Source organism: Streptomyces synnematoformans (assembly GCF_039531005.1).
Lineage (GTDB): Bacteria > Actinomycetota > Actinomycetes > Streptomycetales > Streptomycetaceae > Streptomyces > Streptomyces synnematoformans.
Window position 1 is genome coordinate 1 of record NZ_BAAAPF010000127.1, and the last position, 18,321, is coordinate 18,321.

The 18,321-nt window shown below is 74.2% G+C and carries 15 protein-coding genes and 1 pseudogene; 11 read left to right on the plus strand and 5 right to left on the minus strand.

The window, feature by feature from the left end:
- Positions 1 to 138: 138 nt before the first annotated feature.
- Positions 139 to 1,548 (plus strand): UDP-N-acetylmuramate--L-alanine ligase, encoded by a 1,410-nt coding sequence (gene murC / locus ABD317_RS19190; RefSeq protein ID WP_344291173.1) that lies wholly within the window; start codon positions 139 to 141, stop codon positions 1,546 to 1,548.
- 1 nt (position 1,549) lies between these two features.
- Entirely contained in the window at positions 1,550 to 1,957 is a 408-nt protein-coding gene (gene msrB, locus ABD317_RS19195) for a peptide-methionine (R)-S-oxide reductase MsrB (RefSeq protein ID WP_344291174.1), read from the plus strand.
- 79 nt (positions 1,958 to 2,036) lie between these two features.
- Here msrB and ABD317_RS19200 read toward each other — a convergent pair whose 3' ends face one another.
- The gene (locus tag ABD317_RS19200) at positions 2,037 to 3,515 is read right to left on the minus strand and encodes a glycosyl hydrolase (protein ID WP_344291176.1); all 1,479 of its coding nucleotides are present in this window, start codon (positions 3,513 to 3,515) and stop codon (positions 2,037 to 2,039) included.
- Between the two features lie 190 nt (positions 3,516 to 3,705).
- On the opposite strand from ABD317_RS19200, the gene ABD317_RS19205 reads away from it, so the two are divergent.
- Entirely contained in the window at positions 3,706 to 4,218 is a 513-nt protein-coding gene (locus tag ABD317_RS19205) for a DUF5709 domain-containing protein (RefSeq protein ID WP_344291178.1), read from the plus strand.
- A 35-nt stretch (positions 4,219 to 4,253) separates the two neighbouring features.
- Here the strand turns inward: ABD317_RS19205 and ABD317_RS19210 are convergent, their stop codons facing one another.
- Positions 4,254 to 5,030, minus strand: coding sequence for a DeoR family transcriptional regulator (locus ABD317_RS19210; RefSeq protein WP_027755660.1), 777 nt, complete (start codon positions 5,028 to 5,030; stop codon positions 4,254 to 4,256).
- A 325-nt stretch (positions 5,031 to 5,355) separates the two neighbouring features.
- On the opposite strand from ABD317_RS19210, the gene ABD317_RS19215 reads away from it, so the two are divergent.
- From ABD317_RS19215 to ABD317_RS19250, 8 genes are read left to right on the plus strand one after another with little or no spacing between them, the layout of a single operon-like run.
- Positions 5,356 to 6,432: an ABC transporter substrate-binding protein gene (locus ABD317_RS19215; protein WP_344291187.1), complete on the plus strand. Its 1,077-nt coding sequence runs from the start codon at positions 5,356 to 5,358 to the stop codon at positions 6,430 to 6,432.
- 50 nt (positions 6,433 to 6,482) lie between these two features.
- A complete protein-coding gene (locus tag ABD317_RS19220; RefSeq protein WP_344291179.1) occupies positions 6,483 to 7,352 on the plus strand; it encodes an ATP-binding cassette domain-containing protein in 870 nt (289 codons plus the stop codon).
- Entirely contained in the window at positions 7,349 to 8,599 is a 1,251-nt protein-coding gene (locus ABD317_RS19225; protein ID WP_344291180.1) for a sugar ABC transporter permease, read from the plus strand. The genes ABD317_RS19220 and ABD317_RS19225 overlap by 4 nt, the downstream gene beginning before the upstream one ends.
- A gap of 4 nt (positions 8,600 to 8,603) precedes the next feature.
- Positions 8,604 to 10,136, plus strand: a complete 1,533-nt coding sequence (locus ABD317_RS19230; RefSeq protein WP_344291181.1) for an FGGY family carbohydrate kinase — start codon at positions 8,604 to 8,606, stop codon at positions 10,134 to 10,136.
- Positions 10,133 to 11,632: an FGGY-family carbohydrate kinase gene (locus tag ABD317_RS19235; protein ID WP_344291182.1), complete on the plus strand. Its 1,500-nt coding sequence runs from the start codon at positions 10,133 to 10,135 to the stop codon at positions 11,630 to 11,632. The genes ABD317_RS19230 and ABD317_RS19235 overlap by 4 nt, the downstream gene beginning before the upstream one ends.
- On the plus strand, positions 11,629 to 12,285 hold the full coding sequence (locus ABD317_RS19240) for a histidine phosphatase family protein (RefSeq protein ID WP_344291183.1): 657 nt from the start codon (positions 11,629 to 11,631) through the stop codon (positions 12,283 to 12,285). The genes ABD317_RS19235 and ABD317_RS19240 overlap by 4 nt, the downstream gene beginning before the upstream one ends.
- Entirely contained in the window at positions 12,282 to 13,310 is a 1,029-nt protein-coding gene (locus tag ABD317_RS19245) for a 2-hydroxyacid dehydrogenase (RefSeq protein ID WP_344291184.1), read from the plus strand. Before ABD317_RS19240 ends, ABD317_RS19245 begins: the two co-directional genes overlap by 4 nt.
- 19 nt (positions 13,311 to 13,329) lie before the next feature.
- On the plus strand, positions 13,330 to 14,523 hold the full coding sequence (locus ABD317_RS19250; RefSeq protein ID WP_027755652.1) for a hypothetical protein: 1,194 nt from the start codon (positions 13,330 to 13,332) through the stop codon (positions 14,521 to 14,523).
- A gap of 321 nt (positions 14,524 to 14,844) precedes the next feature.
- On the opposite strand, the pseudogene ABD317_RS37855 reads toward ABD317_RS19250, so the two are convergent.
- From ABD317_RS37855 to ABD317_RS19260, 3 genes and pseudogenes are all read right to left on the minus strand, one after another.
- Positions 14,845 to 15,027: pseudogene (locus ABD317_RS37855) on the minus strand (GntR family transcriptional regulator); the annotation flags it as partial.
- Between the two features lie 69 nt (positions 15,028 to 15,096).
- Positions 15,097 to 16,164 (minus strand): globin domain-containing protein, encoded by a 1,068-nt coding sequence (locus ABD317_RS19255; protein WP_425582393.1) that lies wholly within the window; start codon positions 16,162 to 16,164, stop codon positions 15,097 to 15,099.
- Between the two features lie 216 nt (positions 16,165 to 16,380).
- The coding region (locus tag ABD317_RS19260; protein WP_344291186.1) for a polysaccharide pyruvyl transferase family protein at positions 16,381 to 18,321 on the minus strand (1,941 nt) is incomplete at its 5' end.

An 18,321-nucleotide genomic window follows, 5' to 3' on the forward strand; every position in this document is an offset into this window, starting at 1 on the left:
CCGCCCGGGGCCCGGGGCGCGCCCGCGGCGGGCCGCCGGGTCGCCGGACCGCCGGGCCGGCGGGGTGCCCGGCCCGGAACGCCGTCGCGGGATGGAAGAATCGTCGCGTCCCAACCGAGCCCAAGGAGCGCACACCACATGACCCCGGGGATCCCGCCCACGCTGGAGAGTCCGCACTTCATCGGCATCGGCGGCGCCGGTATGTCGGGCATCGCGAAGATCCTCGCCCAGCGCGGCGCCGCCGTCGCCGGCAGCGACGCCCGCGAGTCCGGCGCCGTCGCCGCCCTCCGCGAGCTGGGCGCCGTCGTGCACCTCGGCCACGCCGCCGGGCACCTCGACCCCGCCGCCAGCGCCGTCGTCGTCTCCTCCGCCATCCGCGAGGACAACCCCGAGCTGGCCGCCGCCCGCGAGCGCGGCCTGCCCGTCGTGCACCGCTCCGACGCGCTCGCCGCCGTCATGGACGGGCTGCGCCCCGTCGCCGTCGCCGGCACCCACGGCAAGACGACCACCACCGCCATGCTCGCCGTCGCCCTGCGCACCCTCGGCCGCGACCCGTCGTACGCCGTCGGCGGCGACATCGACGTCCCCGGCTCCAACGCGCACCACGGCCTCGGCGAGGTCTTCGTCGCCGAGGCCGACGAGAGCGACCGCAGCTTCCACACGTACGCGCCCGAGGTCGCCGTCGTCCTCAACGTCGAGCTGGACCACCACGCCAACTACGCCTCGCTGGAGGAGGTCTACGCCTCCTTCGAGACGTTCGCCGCCCGCATCGTCCCCGGCGGCACCCTCGTCGTCTCCGCCGACCACCCCGGCGCCCGCGAGCTGACCCGGCGGCTGGCCGGCAGCGGCGTGCGCACCGTCACCTACGGCGAGTCACCCGACGCCGACGCGCGCGTGCTCGGCGTCACCCCCAAGGGCCTGACCAGTGAGGTCACCGTGCTGCTCGACGGCGCGGAGCACACCTTCGGCGTCTCCGTCCCCGGCCGCCACTACGCCCACAACGCCGTCGCCGCCCTCGCCGCCGGCTCCGCGGCCGGCGTGCCCGCCGCGGAGCTGGCGCCGGCGCTGTCGTCGTTCACCGGGGTCGGCAGGCGGCTCCAGACCAGGGGCACCGCCGCGGGCGTGCGGGTCGTGGACACGTACGCGCACCACCCGACCGAGATGACCGCCGACCTCCAGGCCGTACGGGCCGCCGCCGACGACGGCCACGACGGCGGCCCCGGCCGCATCCTCGTGGTCTTCCAGCCCCACCTGTACTCGCGCACCCGCGAGCTGGGCGCCGAGATGGGCCATGCACTCGCGCTCGCGGACGCCGCCGTCGTCCTCGGCATCTACCCCGCCCGCGAGGACCCGATCCCGGGCGTGACCAGCGACATCATCATCGACGCGGCGCGCGCCCGGGGCGCCGACGTCACCCCCGCGCCCGACCCGGCCGCCGTCCCCGGCCTCGTCGCCGGAATGGCGAAGCCCGGCGATCTCGTTCTCACCATGGGGGCGGGGGACGTCACCGAGCTGGGACCGAGGATCCTGTCCCGACTGGAGGGCTGACATGACGTACGAGGTCGACAAGCCGGACGAGCAGTGGCGCACGGAGCTGTCGCCCGAGGAGTACCGCGTCCTGCGGCGGGCGGGCACCGAGCCCGCCTTCACCGGCGAGTACACCGACACGAAGACCGAGGGTGTCTACGAGTGCCGCGCCTGCGGCGCGGAGCTGTTCCGCTCCACGGAGAAGTTCGAGAGCCACTGCGGCTGGCCGAGCTTCTACGACCCCGCGCGGAGCGCGGCCGTCGAGCTGCTGGAGGACCGCTCGCTGGGCATGACCCGCACCGAGGTGCGCTGCGCCCGCTGCGGCTCCCACCTGGGCCACGTCTTCACCGGCGAGGGCTACCCGACCCCGACCGACCAGCGCTACTGCATCAACTCCGTGTCGCTGCGGCTGGTGACCGACGAGCAGTGAGGCCCGCGCCGCCGCGACGGGAAGGCCGGGCCGGCCGCGCGGCGCGCGCCCGCGGGTGCGTGCACGCGCCGCCGGTCCGTCAGCAGGCCCCCGCGGAACGCCACTCCGGGAGTTCGTCCAGGGTGATGACGCCCGGGTCGTGGTACACCCGGTCCAGGAAGTCCGGCGGGTTGTGCTCGCCGTCCTGGATGAAGTCGCCGCTCCAGGTGGTGAACCAGCTCCAGTCGGCCTCGTACGCCCGCAGCAGCTCCGGGTCCGGGATCGACCCGGTCTCGGTGAGGGCGACGAGCTTCCGGTCGCCGCCGAGTTCGACGAGCTTCTCGTACGTGCCGCTGACGGGGCCGTGGTCGCCGACGGGCGGGTAGGTGTCGGCGCTGACGATGTCCACGGTCCCGTCGCCCGGGTACCACTCGGGGTCGACGGAGTTCCACACCCAGATCAGGTTGTGCAGCCCGTGGTGGTTGACCATCCGGTCGTACATCAGGTTCCACAGCTCCTTCGCGGGCCCGGGGCCGTGCGCGCCCCACCAGAACCAGCCGCCCTCGGCCTCGTGCAGCGGGCGCCACAGCACGGGGACGTCCGCGGCCTGCAGCCGCAGGAGTTCCCCGGCGATGGCGTCGATGTCGCGCAGCAGCAGCGCGTACTCCGCGGACTGCGGGTCGGCGAGCGCCGCGGCCACGTCGAACGTCGTGGCGTCGGTGTAGAAGCCGCGCCACCACTCCTTGCCGGGCTCGTCGATCAGCCCGGCCGGGGCGTTCCAGTGCCAGGTGAAGGTGGTGATGCCGCCGCGTTCGTCCCAGGCCAGGGCGTTCTCGACCTCGGTCGAGGTGGTCCCGCGCTCGACGCGGCTGGGGGAGTAGTCCATCATGTCGAGCCCGGCGACGGCCGGGGTCTTGCCGACGTTGTCCTCCAGCCACCGGACGGAGTCCATGTCCTGCTGGCCGCTGAGGATGTTCTCGCCGTAGTTCGCGGTGAGGTCGGCCAGCAGCTCGCGGGCCTCGGGCGTGGCGTCGGGGTCGACGGGAACGCCGGAGACCTGGTGCGGCGGCCGGGGCTCGCTGGGGGCGAGGCTGATGGCGTCGATCTCGTACCAGCCCCAGTTGTTCACGATCGTCACCGTGTTGGCGCCCTCCCGCAGGAGCACCCTGCCGGCGGAGACGGTGCTGAAGGTGTCGGTGGCGGCGAAGGTGACGTCTCCGGCGCCCTCGCCATTGAGCCGCAGCGTGGCGGTCTTCTGGCCGTAGGGCGCGCGGTAGTGGACCGTCAGGTCGTGCAGGCCGCCGGGGCTGTCGGGGACGGTGAGGGTGACCTGGTCCGACGCCTCGTCGAAGCCGGCGACGTAGCCGGTGCCGGAGTAACCCGGCGCGGTCGACTCCACGACGACGCCGCTGAGTTCGCCGTCCTCGGCCTCGTAGACGGCCGGCGCGGCGGCGTCCGCGGGCTCCTGGGCGGCGGCGTGGGACGGGAGGGCGGCCACGGAGAGCAGACCGGCGAGGAGCGCTGCCGGCGCGGCCCGCAGCAGCGCCGGCCGGCGTCGTCTGCGCGGTGGTCGGGGCATGGGGGGTCTCCAGTTGTGGGGCGTGAGCACTCCATGGGAGCGCTCCCAATCGGGTCATATGAGAATTGCAACGCCACAATCGCTCGTCAATACCGTCGCCCCCGCCACCCGATCGGGCCGTCCCGGGTGTCCGGGCCCCGGCACGCCGCCCACGATGACCCCAGCGGGAACTTCTCCACGGGAGGCACGTGTGACGGGCGGCGACGGCGAAGACGACAGCGCTGCGGGCGACGAGGTCTACCAGCCGTACGCCGCCGGCCCGCCCGGCGACGGGGCCCAGGACGACGAGGGGCTGCTGCCGCCCGAGGACACCCTCGACGGGGACGTCGACCCCCTGGACGAGGGCTACTCGCCGCCCGAGCGGCCCCGCGGCGTCGAGCACGCCGGCGTCACCGCCGCGGAGCAGCGCCGGGGCGGGTCCCTGGACGAGCGCCTCGCCGAGGAGGTCCCCGACGCGCCCCTCCTGCCCGACGGCAACGGCCTCGGCGACACCGTCGGCACCGACGGCGAGCTGATCGACGACGAGGTCGGCGACCGCCGCGCCGGCCGTCTCGTCGCCCCGGACGAGGGCGCGCACGAGGACGCGGAGAAGGACCTGGTCGCCGCCGACACGGGCATCGACGGCGCCGCGGCCTCGGCGGAGGAGGCGGCGGTCCACATCGTCGACGAGGAGGAGGACCGCACCCCCGACGACGGCGGCTGACCGCGGCCGGAACGGCCGGCCGGCGGGACCCGGGCTCACTCCGGGTGCGCCACCAGCACCTCCACCCCGTCCGCCTGCAGCGCGTCGAGGTCCGCCGGCGGAATGCCCGAGTCGACGATCACCAGGTCGAACGCCGTCACCGGCGCCAGCTGGTACAGCCCCCGGCGGCGGAACTTGGTGTGGTCGACCAGGAGGATCTTGCGGGCGCACGCCTCCATCAGGGCCCGCTTGACCGCCACCGTCTCCTGCGACTGGTGGTAGCAGTGACCGCGGGTGATCGCCGTCGTCGAGGCGAAGAGCGTGTCGGCGTACAGGCTGGTGACCGCGTCCACCGTGCGCAGGCCGAGGAAGGCGTCGTACGCGGGGTAGTACGTGCCGCCCAGGGAGATCAGCTCGATGCCCGGGCTGCCGGCGAGGACCTGGGTGACCGGGACGAAGTTCGTGATGACGGTCAGCGGCGCGTGCTGGGACAGCAGCCGGGACAGCGCCAGCGCCGTCGTGCTGTCGTCGATGATGACCGACTGGCCGGATCTGACCAGCGGCAGCGCGGCGCGCGCCAGGGCGTCCTTCTCCGCCGTCATCGCCTGGGTGCGGTGGCGCACGTCGCCGTGGAACGCGGTCGAGGGCTGGGCGGTGGCGCCGCCGCGGACCTTGCGGAGCCAGCCTCTGCTCTGCAGGTGGTCGAGGTCGCGGCGGATGGTCATGGGGGTCACGCCGAGTTCGTCGGCCAACTGCTCGATCCGGACGAAGCCTTCGTCCACGACGCGGCCTTTGATGCGGTCTCTCCGCTCCCGGGGCTTTCGCCCGCTCATGTCGGCGGGTTGCCGGGTCTCTGCCCCCATGGAAACTCCTGTTCTCTTTCTGTGAAGTGAACATTCCCGTATCCGGTCGCCACGCACCGCTGAGAGTGGCTCGTGAGACGGATGGCGACGCGACTGCCTGCGCTGTCACAACCCCCGACCGCGACGGCCATCGAGTCGATGTTAACCACCCCTGACCGATCGAACACTCAAAGGGGGTCGTCACCGGGGTTGATTGTTCACTTTCTGAGGCCCGTTGACATGAATGAAACATCCGAGTTTCGTGTGCGTCGCCTTCCCTGCGCCCATGAGCAAGGACACGAGCAAGGAGTGGAACATGAGACGACTGGCCAGTTTTGCTCTCGCCGGCATCCTCGCGGTCGGCGCACTGACGGCCTGCGCCGAGGAGCCCGGCGGTGCGGGTGACGACGGCGAGGGCGGCGGCACCGGGGCCGGCAAGGTCGCGTTCCTCATGCCCGACCTCGCCTCCACCCGCTACGAGCAGTACGACGCCCCGCTGTTCAAGAAGCGGATGGGCGAGCTGTGCGACGAGTGCAAGGTCATCTACCAGAACGCCGACAGCGACGCCGCGCTCCAGCAGCAACAGGCCAACTCCGCCCTGGCGCAGGGCGCCAAGGTCATCGTGCTGGACCCGGTGGACTCCGAGTCGGCGGCAACCATCGTGCAGACCGCCCAGTCGCAGGGCGTCAAGGTGATCGCGTACGACCGGCCGATCCCCACCAAGCCCGCCGACTTCTACGTCTCGTTCGACAACGAGGCGATCGGCGAGTCCATCGGCCAGTCGCTCGTCGACCACCTCGACAAGGAGCGGGCGAAGGGGGGCATCCTCCAGGTCAACGGCTCGCCGACGGACGCCGCCGCCGGGCTGATCAAGAAGGGCATCCACAACGCCGTCGACGACAGCGGCTACGAGCTGCTCGCCGAGTACGACACCCCCGACTGGTCGCCGGAGAAGGCCCAGCAGTGGGTCAGCGGCCAGATCTCCCAGTACTCCGACCGCATCGCCGGCGTGGTCGCCGCCAACGACGGCACCGGCGGCGGCTCGATCGCCGCGTTCAAGGCCGCCGAGGCCGACGTCCCGCCGGTCACCGGCAACGACGCCGAGCTGGCGGCCGTTCAGCGGATCATCGCCGGCGACCAGTTCAACACCATCTCCAAGCCGATCAAGACCGTCGCGGAGGCCGCCGCCGAGGTCGCGTACGACCTGATGCAGGGCGAGAAGCCCAAGGCCGACACCACGCTCTTCGACACGCCGTCCCAGCTCTTCCAGCCGACCGTCGTGACCCGGGAGAACCTCAAGGAGGTCATCTTCGGCCCCGACGGGGTGCTCAAGGCCGAGGACGTGTGCACCCGCGTGTACGCCGACGACTGCAAGAGCCTCGGCATCAGCTGACGGCGGCCCCGAGACGGCAACCCGACGGAGACGAAAGGACAAGGGTCACGATGACAGCCCCCGCCGCCCCGACCGCGCCCACCGTGCTGTCCCTGCGCGGCGTCAGCAAGCAGTTCGGCGCCGTCGCCGCGCTCACCGGCATCGACCTCGACGTGGCCGCCGGCGAGGTGGTGGCCGTCGTCGGGGACAACGGCGCCGGCAAGTCCACGCTGGTGAAGATCCTGTCGGGCGTGTACACCCCCGACGCGGGGACCATCTCCTTCCACGGCCGGGAGGTCTCCCTCGGCACCCCGGCCGACGCGCAGGCCATCGGCATCGCCACCGTCTTCCAGGACCTGGCGCTGTGCGAGAACCTCGACGTCAAGGCGAACCTCTTCCTCGGCCAGGAGCTGCGCCCCTGGATGCTGGACGACGTCGCCATGGAGACCCGCTCCTGGGAGCTGCTGCGCGAGCTGTCGGCCCGTATCCCCACCCTCGACGTGCCGGTGGCCGCGCTCTCCGGCGGCCAGCGGCAGACGGTGGCGATCACCCGGGCGCTGCTGGGCAAGCCCGAGGTGATCCTGCTCGACGAGCCGACCGCCGCGCTCGGCGTGGCGCAGACCGCCGAGGTGCTGAACCTGATCGAGCGGCTGCGGGGCAACGGCCTCGGCGTCGTCATGATCAGCCACAACATGGACGACGTCCGCGCCGTCGCCGACCGGGTGGCCGTGCTCCGCCTCGGCCGCAACAACGGCGTGTTCGACGCCCGCACCGTCACCTCGGAGCAGGTCGTCGCCGCGATCACCGGCGCGGTCGACAACGTGGTCGCGCAGCGCGCGGCCCGCCGGGCATCCGCGGGTCCGCGGGCGGACGCAGACCCGCGGACGGACACAGCCCCGCGGCCGGACTCCGGCCCGCGGAAGGAGAAGGAACTGCCGTGACATCCCTGGACACTCCGCTGGGCAAGGCCGCCGACCGGCAGGACGAGCGGCTCGCGACGCCCCAGGGCATCGGCGACGCCGTCCGCGCCGCCGTCCGCCGCACCCGCGACGGCGACCTGGGCATGCTGCCCGTCGTCGCCGGCATCGTGGTCATCTGGACGATCTTCCAGTCGCTGAACCAGACGTTCCTGTCCAGCACCAACCTGGTGAACCTGGCCTTCGAGATGGTGCCGCTCGGCGTCATCGCGCTGGGCGTCGTCTGCGTGCTGCTGGTCGGCCAGATCGACCTGTCCGTCGGCTCGGTGAGCGGCGTGTCGGCCGCGGCCACCGCCGTCGTCATGGTCAAGCACGAGCAGCCGATGGCGCTGGCGATCGCCGTCGCGATCGGCAGCGGCTGCGCGATCGGCTGGCTCTACGGCCAGATACTCAACCGCTTCGGCGTGCCCAGCTTCGTCGTCACCCTCGGCGGGCTGCTGGCCTTCCTGGGCACCCAGCTGTGGCTGCTGCGCGACCAGAACGCCATCAACCTCCCGTACGACTCGCCGCTGGTGAAGTTCGCGCAGGTGTGGTTCGTCCCCGAGGCCCTCGCCTACGTCTTCGCGGTCGCGGCGGCCGGCGGCTTCCTCGCCGTCGGCTGGGTACGGGCCCGCAGCCGGCGCCGCGCCGGGCTGTCGTCGGCGTCGATGCCGTGGCTCGGGCTGCAGGCGGGGCTGCTGGCCGCGGCGCTGCTGTTCACGGTCTACTACCTGAACCGCACCCGCGGCGTCCCCTGGATGTTCATGCTCTTCGTCACCCTGGTGCTGATGGTGCACTACGTCCTGAAGAAGACGAAGTTCGGCCGGTCCCTGTACGCGGTGGGCGGCAACGCGGAGGCCGCCCGCCGGGCCGGTATCAACGTCCGCGCCGTCTACACCTCCGCGTTCGTCATGTGCTCGGCGCTGGCGGCGACCGGCGGCGTGCTGGCCGCCGCCCGGCTGGCGGCGGCGAACCAGTCCACCGGCACCGCGGACGTCAACCTCAACGCCATCGCCGCCGCGGTCATCGGCGGCACCAGCCTCTTCGGCGGCCGCGGCACCGCGTTCGCCGCGCTGCTGGGCGTGCTGGTCATCCAGTCGATCTCCAGCGGGCTGACGCTGCTCAACCTCGACTCCTCGTACCGCTTCATCATCACGGGCCTGGTGCTGCTCGTCGCCGTGGCCCTGGACTCCGCGGCCCGCCGGTCGCGGCAGGCACACGGAAGGGGCTGAGGACATGACCGCGATCGCGATCGACGCCGGGACCACCGTCGTCAAGGTCGTCGGCTACGGGCCGGACGGCGCGGAGCTGACGGTCGGCCGGCGCCCGACCCGGGTGACCCGGCCCCGCCCGGGCTGGGCCGAGCAGGACATGACCGAGGTGTGGGACGCGGTGGCCGCCGCCGTACGGGAGGTGGTGGCGGCGCTGCCCGCGCCGCCGCGGTTCGTCGCGGTCACCGGGCAGGGCGACGGCGCCTGGCTGGTCGACGGCGACGGCCGGCCCACCGGGCCCGCGGTGCTGTGGAACGACGGCCGCGCCGCCGACATCGTCGCCGGGTGGGAGCGCGACGGGACCGTGGACGAGGCGTTCCGCATCTGCGGGTCGCGGCTGTCGACGGGCATGCCGAACGCCGTGCTGGCCTGGCTGCGCGCGCACGACCCGGACCGTACCGCCCGCTCCCGGCACCTGCTGACCTGCGGCGGCTGGCTGTTCTACCGGCTCACCGGCCAGCCGGCCGTGGACGAGTCGGAGGCCGCCGCCCCGTTCCTGGACATCGCCGGGCGCACCTGGTCGGACCGGCTGTTCGAGCTGTACGGGGTGGAGTGGGCCCGCGACCTGCTGCCGCCGCTGCGCGACGACGACCACCGCGTCACCGCGCTCGCCCCCGCCGCCGCGGCCGCGACCGGGCTGCCCCCGGACGTCCCCGTGGTGCTGGCGCCGTACGACATCTGCGCCACCGCCATCGGCTCGGGCGCGGTGAGCGCGGGCCGCGCGTGCACCATCCTCGGCACCACGCTCTCCACCGAGATCGTCACGGCCGCGCCGCCCGCCGTCGGCCCGGCCGGCGCCGCCGCCCCCGTGGGCATCACCGTCCCGCTCGGCGTCCCCGGCCACTACCTGCGCGCCTTCCCGACCATGAGCGGCGGCGACATGCTCGACTGGGGCGCGAGGCTGCTCGGGCTGTCCTCCGCCGCCGAGCTGATGGAACTGGCCGAGGAGGGCGCCGAGGACACCGCGGGGGTGCGCTTCCTGCCGTACCTCTCCCCCGCCGGCGAGCGCGCGCCGTTCTTCGACCCGGCCGCCCGCGGCTCGCTGACCGGCCTGTCGCTGGACAGCGGCCGGGCGGACGTGGCCCGCGCGGTGGTGGAAGGGGTCACCCTGGCCATCCGCGACTGCCTCGCCGCCTCCCCGGCCGAGCCGGACCTGCTGACCCTCAGCGGCGGCGGCACCCGCAGCCGCTTCTGGATGCGGCTGATCGCCGACATCACGGGCGTGCCGGTGGCGATCCCCGCGGACACCGAGATCGGCGCCCGCGGGGCGTGGCTGACCGGCGCGGTCGCCACCGGCCGGGAGCCGGACTTCGCGACGGCGGCGGCCCGGCAGGTGCGGATCGCCGCGTCGTACGAACCGGACCCCGACCGCGCCGCGGACGGCCGCTACGCCGCGTTCCTGCGGCTGCGGGAGCTGCACCGGCCGGTGTGGGCGCTGGGCCGGGGGCGTACGCCCGGCGACGGCGGACCCGCGTACTCCGCTGGAGCCGGCGCATGACCGACCCGGCACCGGACGCCTGGCTCGGCATCGACCTGGGCACGCAGGGCGTCCGCGCGGTGGCCGCCGACTCCGCCGGGCGGCTGCTCGGCACCGGAGCGGCCCCGCTCACCAGCGAGCGCCGCGGCGAACGCCACGAGCAGGACCCGGACGAGTGGTGGCGCGCGGTGTGCGCCGCGGTCGGGAGGGCCCGGGCCGCGGGCGCCGACCCGCGGCGGATCCGGGCCGTGGCCGTCGACGCCACCTCCGGCACCGTGACCCTGACCGACCGGCGCGGGGTCCCCGTCACCCCCGCGCTGATGTACGACGACGGGCGCGCCGCCGCCGAGGCCGAGCAGGTCAACGCGGCCGGCGAGGAGCGGTGGACCAGAGCCGGCTACCGGCGGATGCAGCGCTCCTGGGGGCTGCCGAAGCTGCGCTGGCTGCTCGACCGGCACCCGCGGGCGGCGGCGGACGGCTGGCGGCTGGCCCACCAGAGCGACGTCGTCAACCGCCGGCTCGTCGGCCACGACGTGCCCACCGACACCAGCAACGCGCTCAAGACCGGCGCCGACGCCGCGACGGCGACCTGGCCCGAGGAGGTCTTCGCCGGCCTCGGCATCGCCGCCGGGCTGCTGCCCGGCCTGGTGCCGCCCGGCACGGTGCTCGGGGAGGTCTCGGCCGCCGCGGCCGAGGAGACGGGCCTCGTCGCGGGCACCGCCGTGGTCGCCGGGATGACCGACGGCTGCGCCGCCCAGCTGGGCTCCGGCGCCACGGCGGTGGGCAGCTGGAACTCCGTCATGGGCACCACGCTGGTGCTCAAGGGCGTGACGGCCGAGCTGGTCCGCGACCCGGCGGGCGTCATGTACTCGCACCGGTCGCCCGCGGGCACCTGGCTGCCGGGCGGCGCGTCCAGCGTCGGGGCCGGGCTGGTGGCGCGGGAGTTCGCCGGCGCCGACCTGGACCGGCTGACGGCCGCGGCGGAGCCGCTGCTGCCCGCGCGACTGCTGCGCTACCCGCTGGTCTCGCCCGGGGAGCGGTTCCCGTTCGTCGCCCCGGACGCGACGGAGTTCCGCAGCCGCGCGGCGGCCGGCCGCGCCGAGGACTTCGCGGCGCTGCTGCAGGGCGCCGCGTACGTCGAACGGCTCTGCTTCGACTACGCCGACCTGCTCGGCGCCCCCGCCACCGGGGCCGTCGTCCTCACCGGCGGCGCGACCCGCAACCCGGTGTGGAACCAGCTCCGCGCCGACGTCCTGCGCCGGCCGGTGACGCTGCCGCGCCACGCCCAGCCGGCGCTCGGCATGGCCGTCCTGGCCGCCGCCGCCCTCGACGGGAGCGGCGGCGCCCTGGACCGCGCCGCCGCCGCGATGGTCCGGGCCGACCGCACCGTCGAGCCCCGCGACCCGTACAGAGCCGCCCACGACGAGGGCTACGTCCGGCTCGTCGACCTGCTGGCCCGGCGCGGCTGGCTGCCCGAGGTCGTCGCGGCCCACGCACGAGAGAGGACCGCGTCTTGAGCCTCAACGTCATCTTCGTCCGGCACGGGGAGAGCGTCTGGCACGGCGAGAACCGCTACGCCGGCGCCACCGACATCGACCTCACCGACCACGGCCGCGACCAGGCTGCCGCGCTCGCCGACTGGGCGGAGCAGGCGCGGCTGACGGCGGTGTGGTCCTCCCCGATGCTCCGCTGCCGGCAGACCGCGGCGGACAGCGCGGCCCGCGCCGGGCTGCCGCTGCGCCTCGACGAACGGCTGCGCGAACTGGACTTCGGCGTCGCCGAGGGGCTGACCCGCGCCGAGATGCGCGAGCGGATGCCCGAGGCGGTGACGTCGTTCGAGGCCGACCCGGTGGCCCACCACTTCCCCGGCGGCGAGGACCCGGCCGCGGTCGTCGAGCGCTACGCCGCCTTCCTCGCCGGCCTGCGGGCCGAACACGGCGGCGGCAGCGAGGCGGGCGGCGCGGGTGCCGGCGACGGCCGGATACTGGTCGTCGCCCACTCGACCGCCATCCGGCTCACCCTGTGCCGGCTCCTCGGCCTGCCGCTCGGCGACTACCGCCGCATCTTCCCGTACCTGGCCAACTGCGCCCTGAACGAGCTGGTCCTCCGCGACGGCACCCCCTCGCTGCTGGCGCTGAACCGACCCGTGACCCCGGGAGTACCCGCGTGACCGTCATCCTCGCCGCCGGCGACCACTTCGTCACCAACGACCTGCTCCGCGACCGGCTCCGCCCGGTCGCGCCCGACGCCGCGTTCCGCGAGCTGACGCTGCCCTGGCCCGTCGAGCCGTTCGGCCCGGTGGCCGAGGTGCGCGAGGCGTCGGGGACGGAGGACCAGCTCATCGAGGCCCTCGACGGCGTCGACGTGTGCGTCACGCAGATGGCGCCGCTGACCGAGCGGATCCTCGCCGCCAGCCCCGCCCTGCGGCTGTTCTGCGTCAGCCGCGGCGGCCCCGTCAACGCCAACCTCGACGCGGCCACCCGGCACGGCGTCGCCGTCACCTTCGCCCCCGGCCGCAACGCCACCGCCACCGCCGAGCACACCGTGGCGCTGATGCTGGCCGCCGCCCGCCGGATCCCCGCCACCCACGCGGACCTGGCCGGCGGCACCTGGCGCGGCGACTACTACCGCTACGAGAGCGTCGGCCCGGAGCTGGCCGGCAGCACCGTCGGCATCGTCGGGTACGGCGCCATCGGTTCCCGGGTGGCGCGTATCGTCCGCGGCTTCGGCGCCCGGGTGCTCGTCGCCGACCCCTTCGCCGACGCGGCGGCCGTCGCTCCGGACGAACTGGTCGGTCTCGACGAGCTGATGAATCGTTCCGCCTTCGTCACCGTGCACGCTCGCGCCGCTCCCGGTACCGAAGGGCTGATCTCCCGCGAGCTGATCGGCCTCATGCCCGCCGGCGGCGTCCTCGTCAACTGCGCCCGCGGCTCCCTCGTCGACTACGACGCGGTCTGCGACGCCCTCGACGAAGGCCGGCTCTTCGGCGCCGCGTTCGACGTGTACCCCGTGGAACCGCTGCCCGCAGACTCACGACTGCCCCGTACCCCGGGCGTCGTGCTCACCCCCCACCTGGCCGGCGCCAGCCGCCAGACCGCCCACAACGCGGCCGGCATGGTCGCCGCCGAGGTCGGCCACCACCTGGCCGGCCGCCCCCTGCTCCACTGCGCGAATCCGGAAGTGCGTAACCGATAACCCGTGGAAAGGAACCCGCATGCGCGGCAAGTTCCGTACGGCCAGAGCGGCCGTCGTCGCCGGCATAGCCGTCCCCGCCCTCCTGCTCACCGCCGCCCCCGCCGGCGCCGCGACCGCCGGCGCGCCCGCCGGGGCCGCACCCGCCGCGAAGCCGCGCCCGCCCCAGCTGCCCACCCACATCCACGGCGGGGCGTGGCCGACGAGCCACGTCCAGGGCGTGACCGTCGACACCGAGCGCGGCCTCGTCTACTGGTCGTTCACGCAGATGCTGGTCAAGACCGACCTCGACGGCAACGTGATCGGCACCGTCGAGGGCCTCACCGGCCACCTCGGCGACATCGACCTGAACCACCGCGACGGCCGCGTCTACGGCTCTCTTGAGTACAAGGCCGAAGAGGCGTTCTACATCGCGGTCTTCGACGTGGACGAGATCGACCGGGTCGGCATGAACGCCGAGACCGACGGCGTGATGACCGCCGTCCACCTCGACGAGGTCGTCGAGGACTTCACCGCCGACATGAACGGCGACGGCGTCTTCGACGGCGACACCGCGGACACCCCCGACCACCGCTACGGCTGCAGCGGCATCGACGGCGTCTCCTTCGGCCCGGGATTCGGCAGGCGCGGCGGGCCGCAGAAGCTCATGGTCGCCTACGGCGTGTACTCCCACACCGGGCGCGCGGACAACGACCACCAGGTGATCCTGGAGTACGACGTGCGCAACTGGCGCCGCTACGAGCGCCCGCTGTCGCAGGCCGACCCGCACCGCAGCGGCCCGAAGCGGCACGGCGGCAAGTACTTCGCGTACACCGGCAACACCACCTACGGCGTGCAGAACCTCCAGTACGACCCGTACACCCGCAACTGGATCATGGCGGTCTACAAGGGCAAGAAGGAGGGCTTCCCGAACTACTCGTTCTTCACCGTCGACGGCACGAAGAAGCCGGTGCGCGGCGAGATCAGGGGCCAGGCCGAGCCGGAGGAGGGCAGGCTGCTGACGCTGCGCGACGCGGGCCTGAACGACCCGGAGACGGGCCTGCGCGGCTGGGAGTTCCACGGCAACTACGGCTTCGACGCGCTGGGCGACGGCCGCTACTACGTGGCCGAGGGCCGGGCCGTGGACGACGGCGGGACGCGCAAGCAGGAGGGCGAGGTCTACCTCTACCGCTGGACGGGCGAGACCCCGGCCCCGTTCGCGCGCGTCGACGACTGACGCGGGGCGCGCACGCGCCTCCCGGGCCGGCACGTATCGGGGGCGGGCCCGGGAGGCTCCCGGCCGGCCGGCGGGCGCCGCCGGCCGGTCAGCCCGGTCCCGGCAGGCGTCGGGTGGACCGGCGGACGACCGGCTCCGGCCGGAAGACTGTACAAGCACGCACCCCGTCGCTGCGATGCGGTCTTCCACCCCGCGCGCGAGGTCTTGGCTGCCCCTGGCACCGGTGATGACCCCGGCAGGCAGTCGCCGGAACGGTGCCGTGCTGACAACGGCCCCCGCCGTGTGGCGAGGGCCGGTCACTCGGGGCCGGTGGGGCGCGGGTCACCCGTGGCGCTTGGCGAACTCCGGCGTCTGTCCGGGCTTGGAGCCGGTCACGTGTGTACCGCGCCCCGCTACCGCGTAGAGGTGTCCCTCTTCGGTGAGTACGTCGATTGCCCGGCGGACGGTCAGGCGGGACAGGCCGTCTTCGTCGGCGAGCGTGTTCTCACTGGGAACGGCGCGGTTGGCTTTCCAATGGTGAAGTGCATGTGCCCCCGGCGTGTGCTCGGCCGATGCGGCCGGCGGGCGCGGCCCTCAGCGGTTAGCCGGGTTGATCCATTGCGGCTGCGACGGGTGCAGGAACCACGACGCGTGCCCCGGCTCCCGCGCCTGGCGCTCCGGGACCGGCACGTGATCGTACGAGATCTGCCCGGGCGGCGTTCCGTACCCCTGCAGCAGCTCCCGCAGGTCCGTGATGAACTGCGCAGGACCGGAGACGTACACCCGGTGCTCCGCCCAGTCCGCGTGGGCCGCCAGCGCCGCCTCCAGGCGCCGCGCCACCGCGCCCCGGCGTTCGCCGCGCTCCGGCGTGACCACCGTGACGTCCACCCACGAGTGGTGCTTCCGCAGCGCCTCGACGGCCTCCGGGTCGTACACGTGCGCGGGGCTGCGCGCCACCAGGAACAGCCGGGCCGGCGTCGGCGCCCAGCGCCGGACCATGTCCTCCAGCAGGGCCCGCACCGGCGCCCAGCCGGTGCCCGCGGCGATGAACGTCACCGGCCGGCCGGCGCGCTCCGGGAGGACGGACGCGCCGGCGGGGGCGCCCAGACGGAGGGTGTCGTCCGGGGCGACCCCGTCCACTAACAGCGGGCTGAGCAGGCCGCCTTCGACGCGGCTGACGTGCAGGTCGACGGTGCGGTCCGCGCGCGGGGCGCAGCCGATCGAGTACGGGCGCCACACCCGCGGCACCTGCGGGGCGGAGACGCTCACGAACTGCCCCGCGGCGTACGGCAGGGGGCGGTCGGGCAGGAGGGTGAGGACCGTGACGCCCGGCGCGGCCGGGTGGCGGGTCACCACCCGGCAGTCCCACCACCGCGGCGCCCGCTGTCTGTCGGCCTCCTCGCCGCCGCTGATCATCGCGTCCGAGAGGATCTTGTACGCGCCGAGCCACGCCTGCTCGGTCTCCTCGTCCCAGGTGTTCGGCAGGCCGAAGCGGAGCGCGGCGATCAGGCTCTCGCCGACCGCCGCGTAGTGCTCGGGGCGGGCGTCGAACTTGCGGTGGTCGCGTCCCAGCGTCGTCAGGTAGCGGGGCAGGTCCGGGTCGTCGAGGCGCTGCACGACGAGGGTGAGGGCGGCGAACAGGCGGTCGCGCTGCTCGGACATGTCCGTGGGGAAGAGGTCCCGGACCCCCGGATTGCGGGCAAACAGATGCGAATAGAAGTACTTGGCAACATGATCTGCTCTGCGTTCAACTCGGGCAAAACTCGCCCGGATTCGCTCGTTTGCATCCACGCACACCGACGGTACTGACCCCCGGGTCGCTTGTTCAACACGGCATCGAACATGTATCCCAGGTCGGTACCGAATGTCCGGTCGCGCCTACTCCCCGGCGCCCGCCCCCGGCCGCCGCTCCAGCCCGAACGTCGTCCGCAGCTCCGCCAGGTTGTCCCGCGTCACCTTCCACAGCACCTGCTGCCGGTCCCGCACGTCCGCCACCGCCGCCGCGTGGTCGTCCAGCACCGCGCCCGCCCGCTCGGTCAGCACCTCCGCCAGCCGTTCGTCGTCCACCCGCACGCCCCACTCGGGGCGGTCGATGTCCGCCAGGAAGTACGCCAGCTTCGGGTGCGAGACCAGGCTCAGCACCGGCGTGCCGCAGCCGAACGGGATCATGCCCGCGTGCCCGCGCATCCCGATCACCAGGCGCGTGCGCCGGTACGCGGTGCGTATCTCGTCGTTCGTACGCTCGTACAGCGCCTCCACCGGCAGCGAGATCCCGTGCTCCCGGCGCAGGTCGTGCGCGAACTGCTCGTCCGCCGTCATGTGCGCGGCCACCCGCACGTCCGCCCGCTCGCGCAGGGCGCGCACCGCCCGCGCCATGGCGTCCAGGAACCGCGGATAGCCGTCGCCGAAGCGCCTCCCCGCGCGGTCGTACGCGCAGTTCACCAGCACCGTGTCGGCGCGCTCCACGGCCTCGTCGTCCCAGCCCGGCTGGAGCAGCCGCGTCAGGGTGGTGGGGCACGGCTGGTACGCGACCCGGTCGCGCAGCCGCTCCGGCAGCAGCTCGCGCACCCGCTCCACCGAGCCGCGGTTGCGCATCCCGAAGAACGCGGACCGCTCCACCAGCGCCGCGAGGCTCTCGCGGAAGCGGCCGCGGCGGTAGGACTGGCCGGGGAAGACGTTGTAGCCGACGGCGAAGACGGCGAGCGGCACGTCGATCCGGGCCAGCAGCGCGTCGGGGACGTTCCACTGCCAGGCGCTGTTGCCGTTCGGCCAGGTGTCGGGCAGGAACAGGCCGCCGCCGCCGACGACGAGGCCGCGGCGCGCGTTGACCTCCGCCAGCGCCTCCTCGTCGAAGAGCCGGTGCACGGGGACCGGGTGCCACCGGCGCGCGGAGGGGTCGGGGCCGAAGCAGAGCCGCACGGCCTCGGGGAGCACCTTGTCGCCGGCGTTCTCCTGGCCGGTGGCGTACGCGGCGGCGTGCGCGAGCTGCGTGGAGACGACGGCCTCCGCGCCGGTGGGCGGCGCGAACTCCGGCAACCCGTAACCGCCCCGGAGCAGCGCCTTGCAGGTGCGGTTGGTCGGTTCGGCGTCCAGGCCCTCGCGCGCGTACGCCTTCGACCGCTCCTCGTCACCGCGCAGCCAGGCCAGCCGGGCGAGCTGGCTGAACGACTTCGCCGCCAGCTCGGGCGCCGCGGCGGCCAGCAGCAGGTGGGTCTCGGCCTCGTCGTAGCGGGAGACGGCCATGAGCGCGGCGCCCATCGCGTCGTGGAAGCGCGGCTGGTTGGCCTGCGGCCGGGCGGCGGCCAGGGCCTCGACGGCCTCCTCGTACGCGCCGGTCTCGCGCAGCGCGAGGGCGGCGCGGCGGGCCAGGTCGGGGGTGGGGCGCAGCCGGAGCAGCGGCGGGGCGTAGTGGAGGAGCAGCTCGGGGTGCTGGCGGTGGGCGGGGAGGGTGCAGTACGCGCGCCAGAACTGCTCGTCGGTCAGGTCGTAGCGGGCGCGGGCCGCGTCGGGCGGGTCGCGGAGGACGGCGAGGTCGGCGGCTATGAGCCAGCCGGGCCGCAGTTCTATGACGTCGTCGTACGCGTCGTGGACCGCGCCGTCGCCGGTGGGCACGTCGACGATGCGGGGGTGCAGCCGGCGGGCGGCGGCCAGGACGTCGTCCGGGAGGCCGTCGTGGCGGAGGAGGAAGTCCGCGCAGACGCCGGGGTTGGTCAGGACGAGGCTGCGGAGCAGGGCGGGCAGCGCGGCGGCCTCGGCGGCGTCCGCCGCGTCGACCCGGCAGGCGAAGGCGGTGCGGGGCGGCGCGGGGCGGCGGGCGGG

Coding starts and splice junctions, on each gene's coding strand:
- murC (WP_344291173.1), top strand. CDS start 139: ATGACCCCGGGGATCCCGCCCACGCTGGAGAGTCCGCACTTCATCGGC.
- msrB (WP_344291174.1), top strand. CDS start 1,550: ATGACGTACGAGGTCGACAAGCCGGACGAGCAGTGGCGCACGGAGCTG.
- ABD317_RS19200 (WP_344291176.1), bottom strand. CDS start 3,515: ATGCCCCGACCACCGCGCAGACGACGCCGGCCGGCGCTGCTGCGGGCC.
- ABD317_RS19210 (WP_027755660.1), bottom strand. CDS start 5,030: ATGAGCGGGCGAAAGCCCCGGGAGCGGAGAGACCGCATCAAAGGCCGC.
- ABD317_RS19215 (WP_344291187.1), top strand. CDS start 5,356: ATGAGACGACTGGCCAGTTTTGCTCTCGCCGGCATCCTCGCGGTCGGC.
- ABD317_RS19220 (WP_344291179.1), top strand. CDS start 6,483: ATGACAGCCCCCGCCGCCCCGACCGCGCCCACCGTGCTGTCCCTGCGC.
- ABD317_RS19230 (WP_344291181.1), top strand. CDS start 8,604: ATGACCGCGATCGCGATCGACGCCGGGACCACCGTCGTCAAGGTCGTC.
- ABD317_RS19235 (WP_344291182.1), top strand. CDS start 10,133: ATGACCGACCCGGCACCGGACGCCTGGCTCGGCATCGACCTGGGCACG.
- ABD317_RS19250 (WP_027755652.1), top strand. CDS start 13,330: ATGCGCGGCAAGTTCCGTACGGCCAGAGCGGCCGTCGTCGCCGGCATA.
- ABD317_RS19255 (WP_425582393.1), bottom strand. CDS start 16,164: ATGTCCGAGCAGCGCGACCGCCTGTTCGCCGCCCTCACCCTCGTCGTG.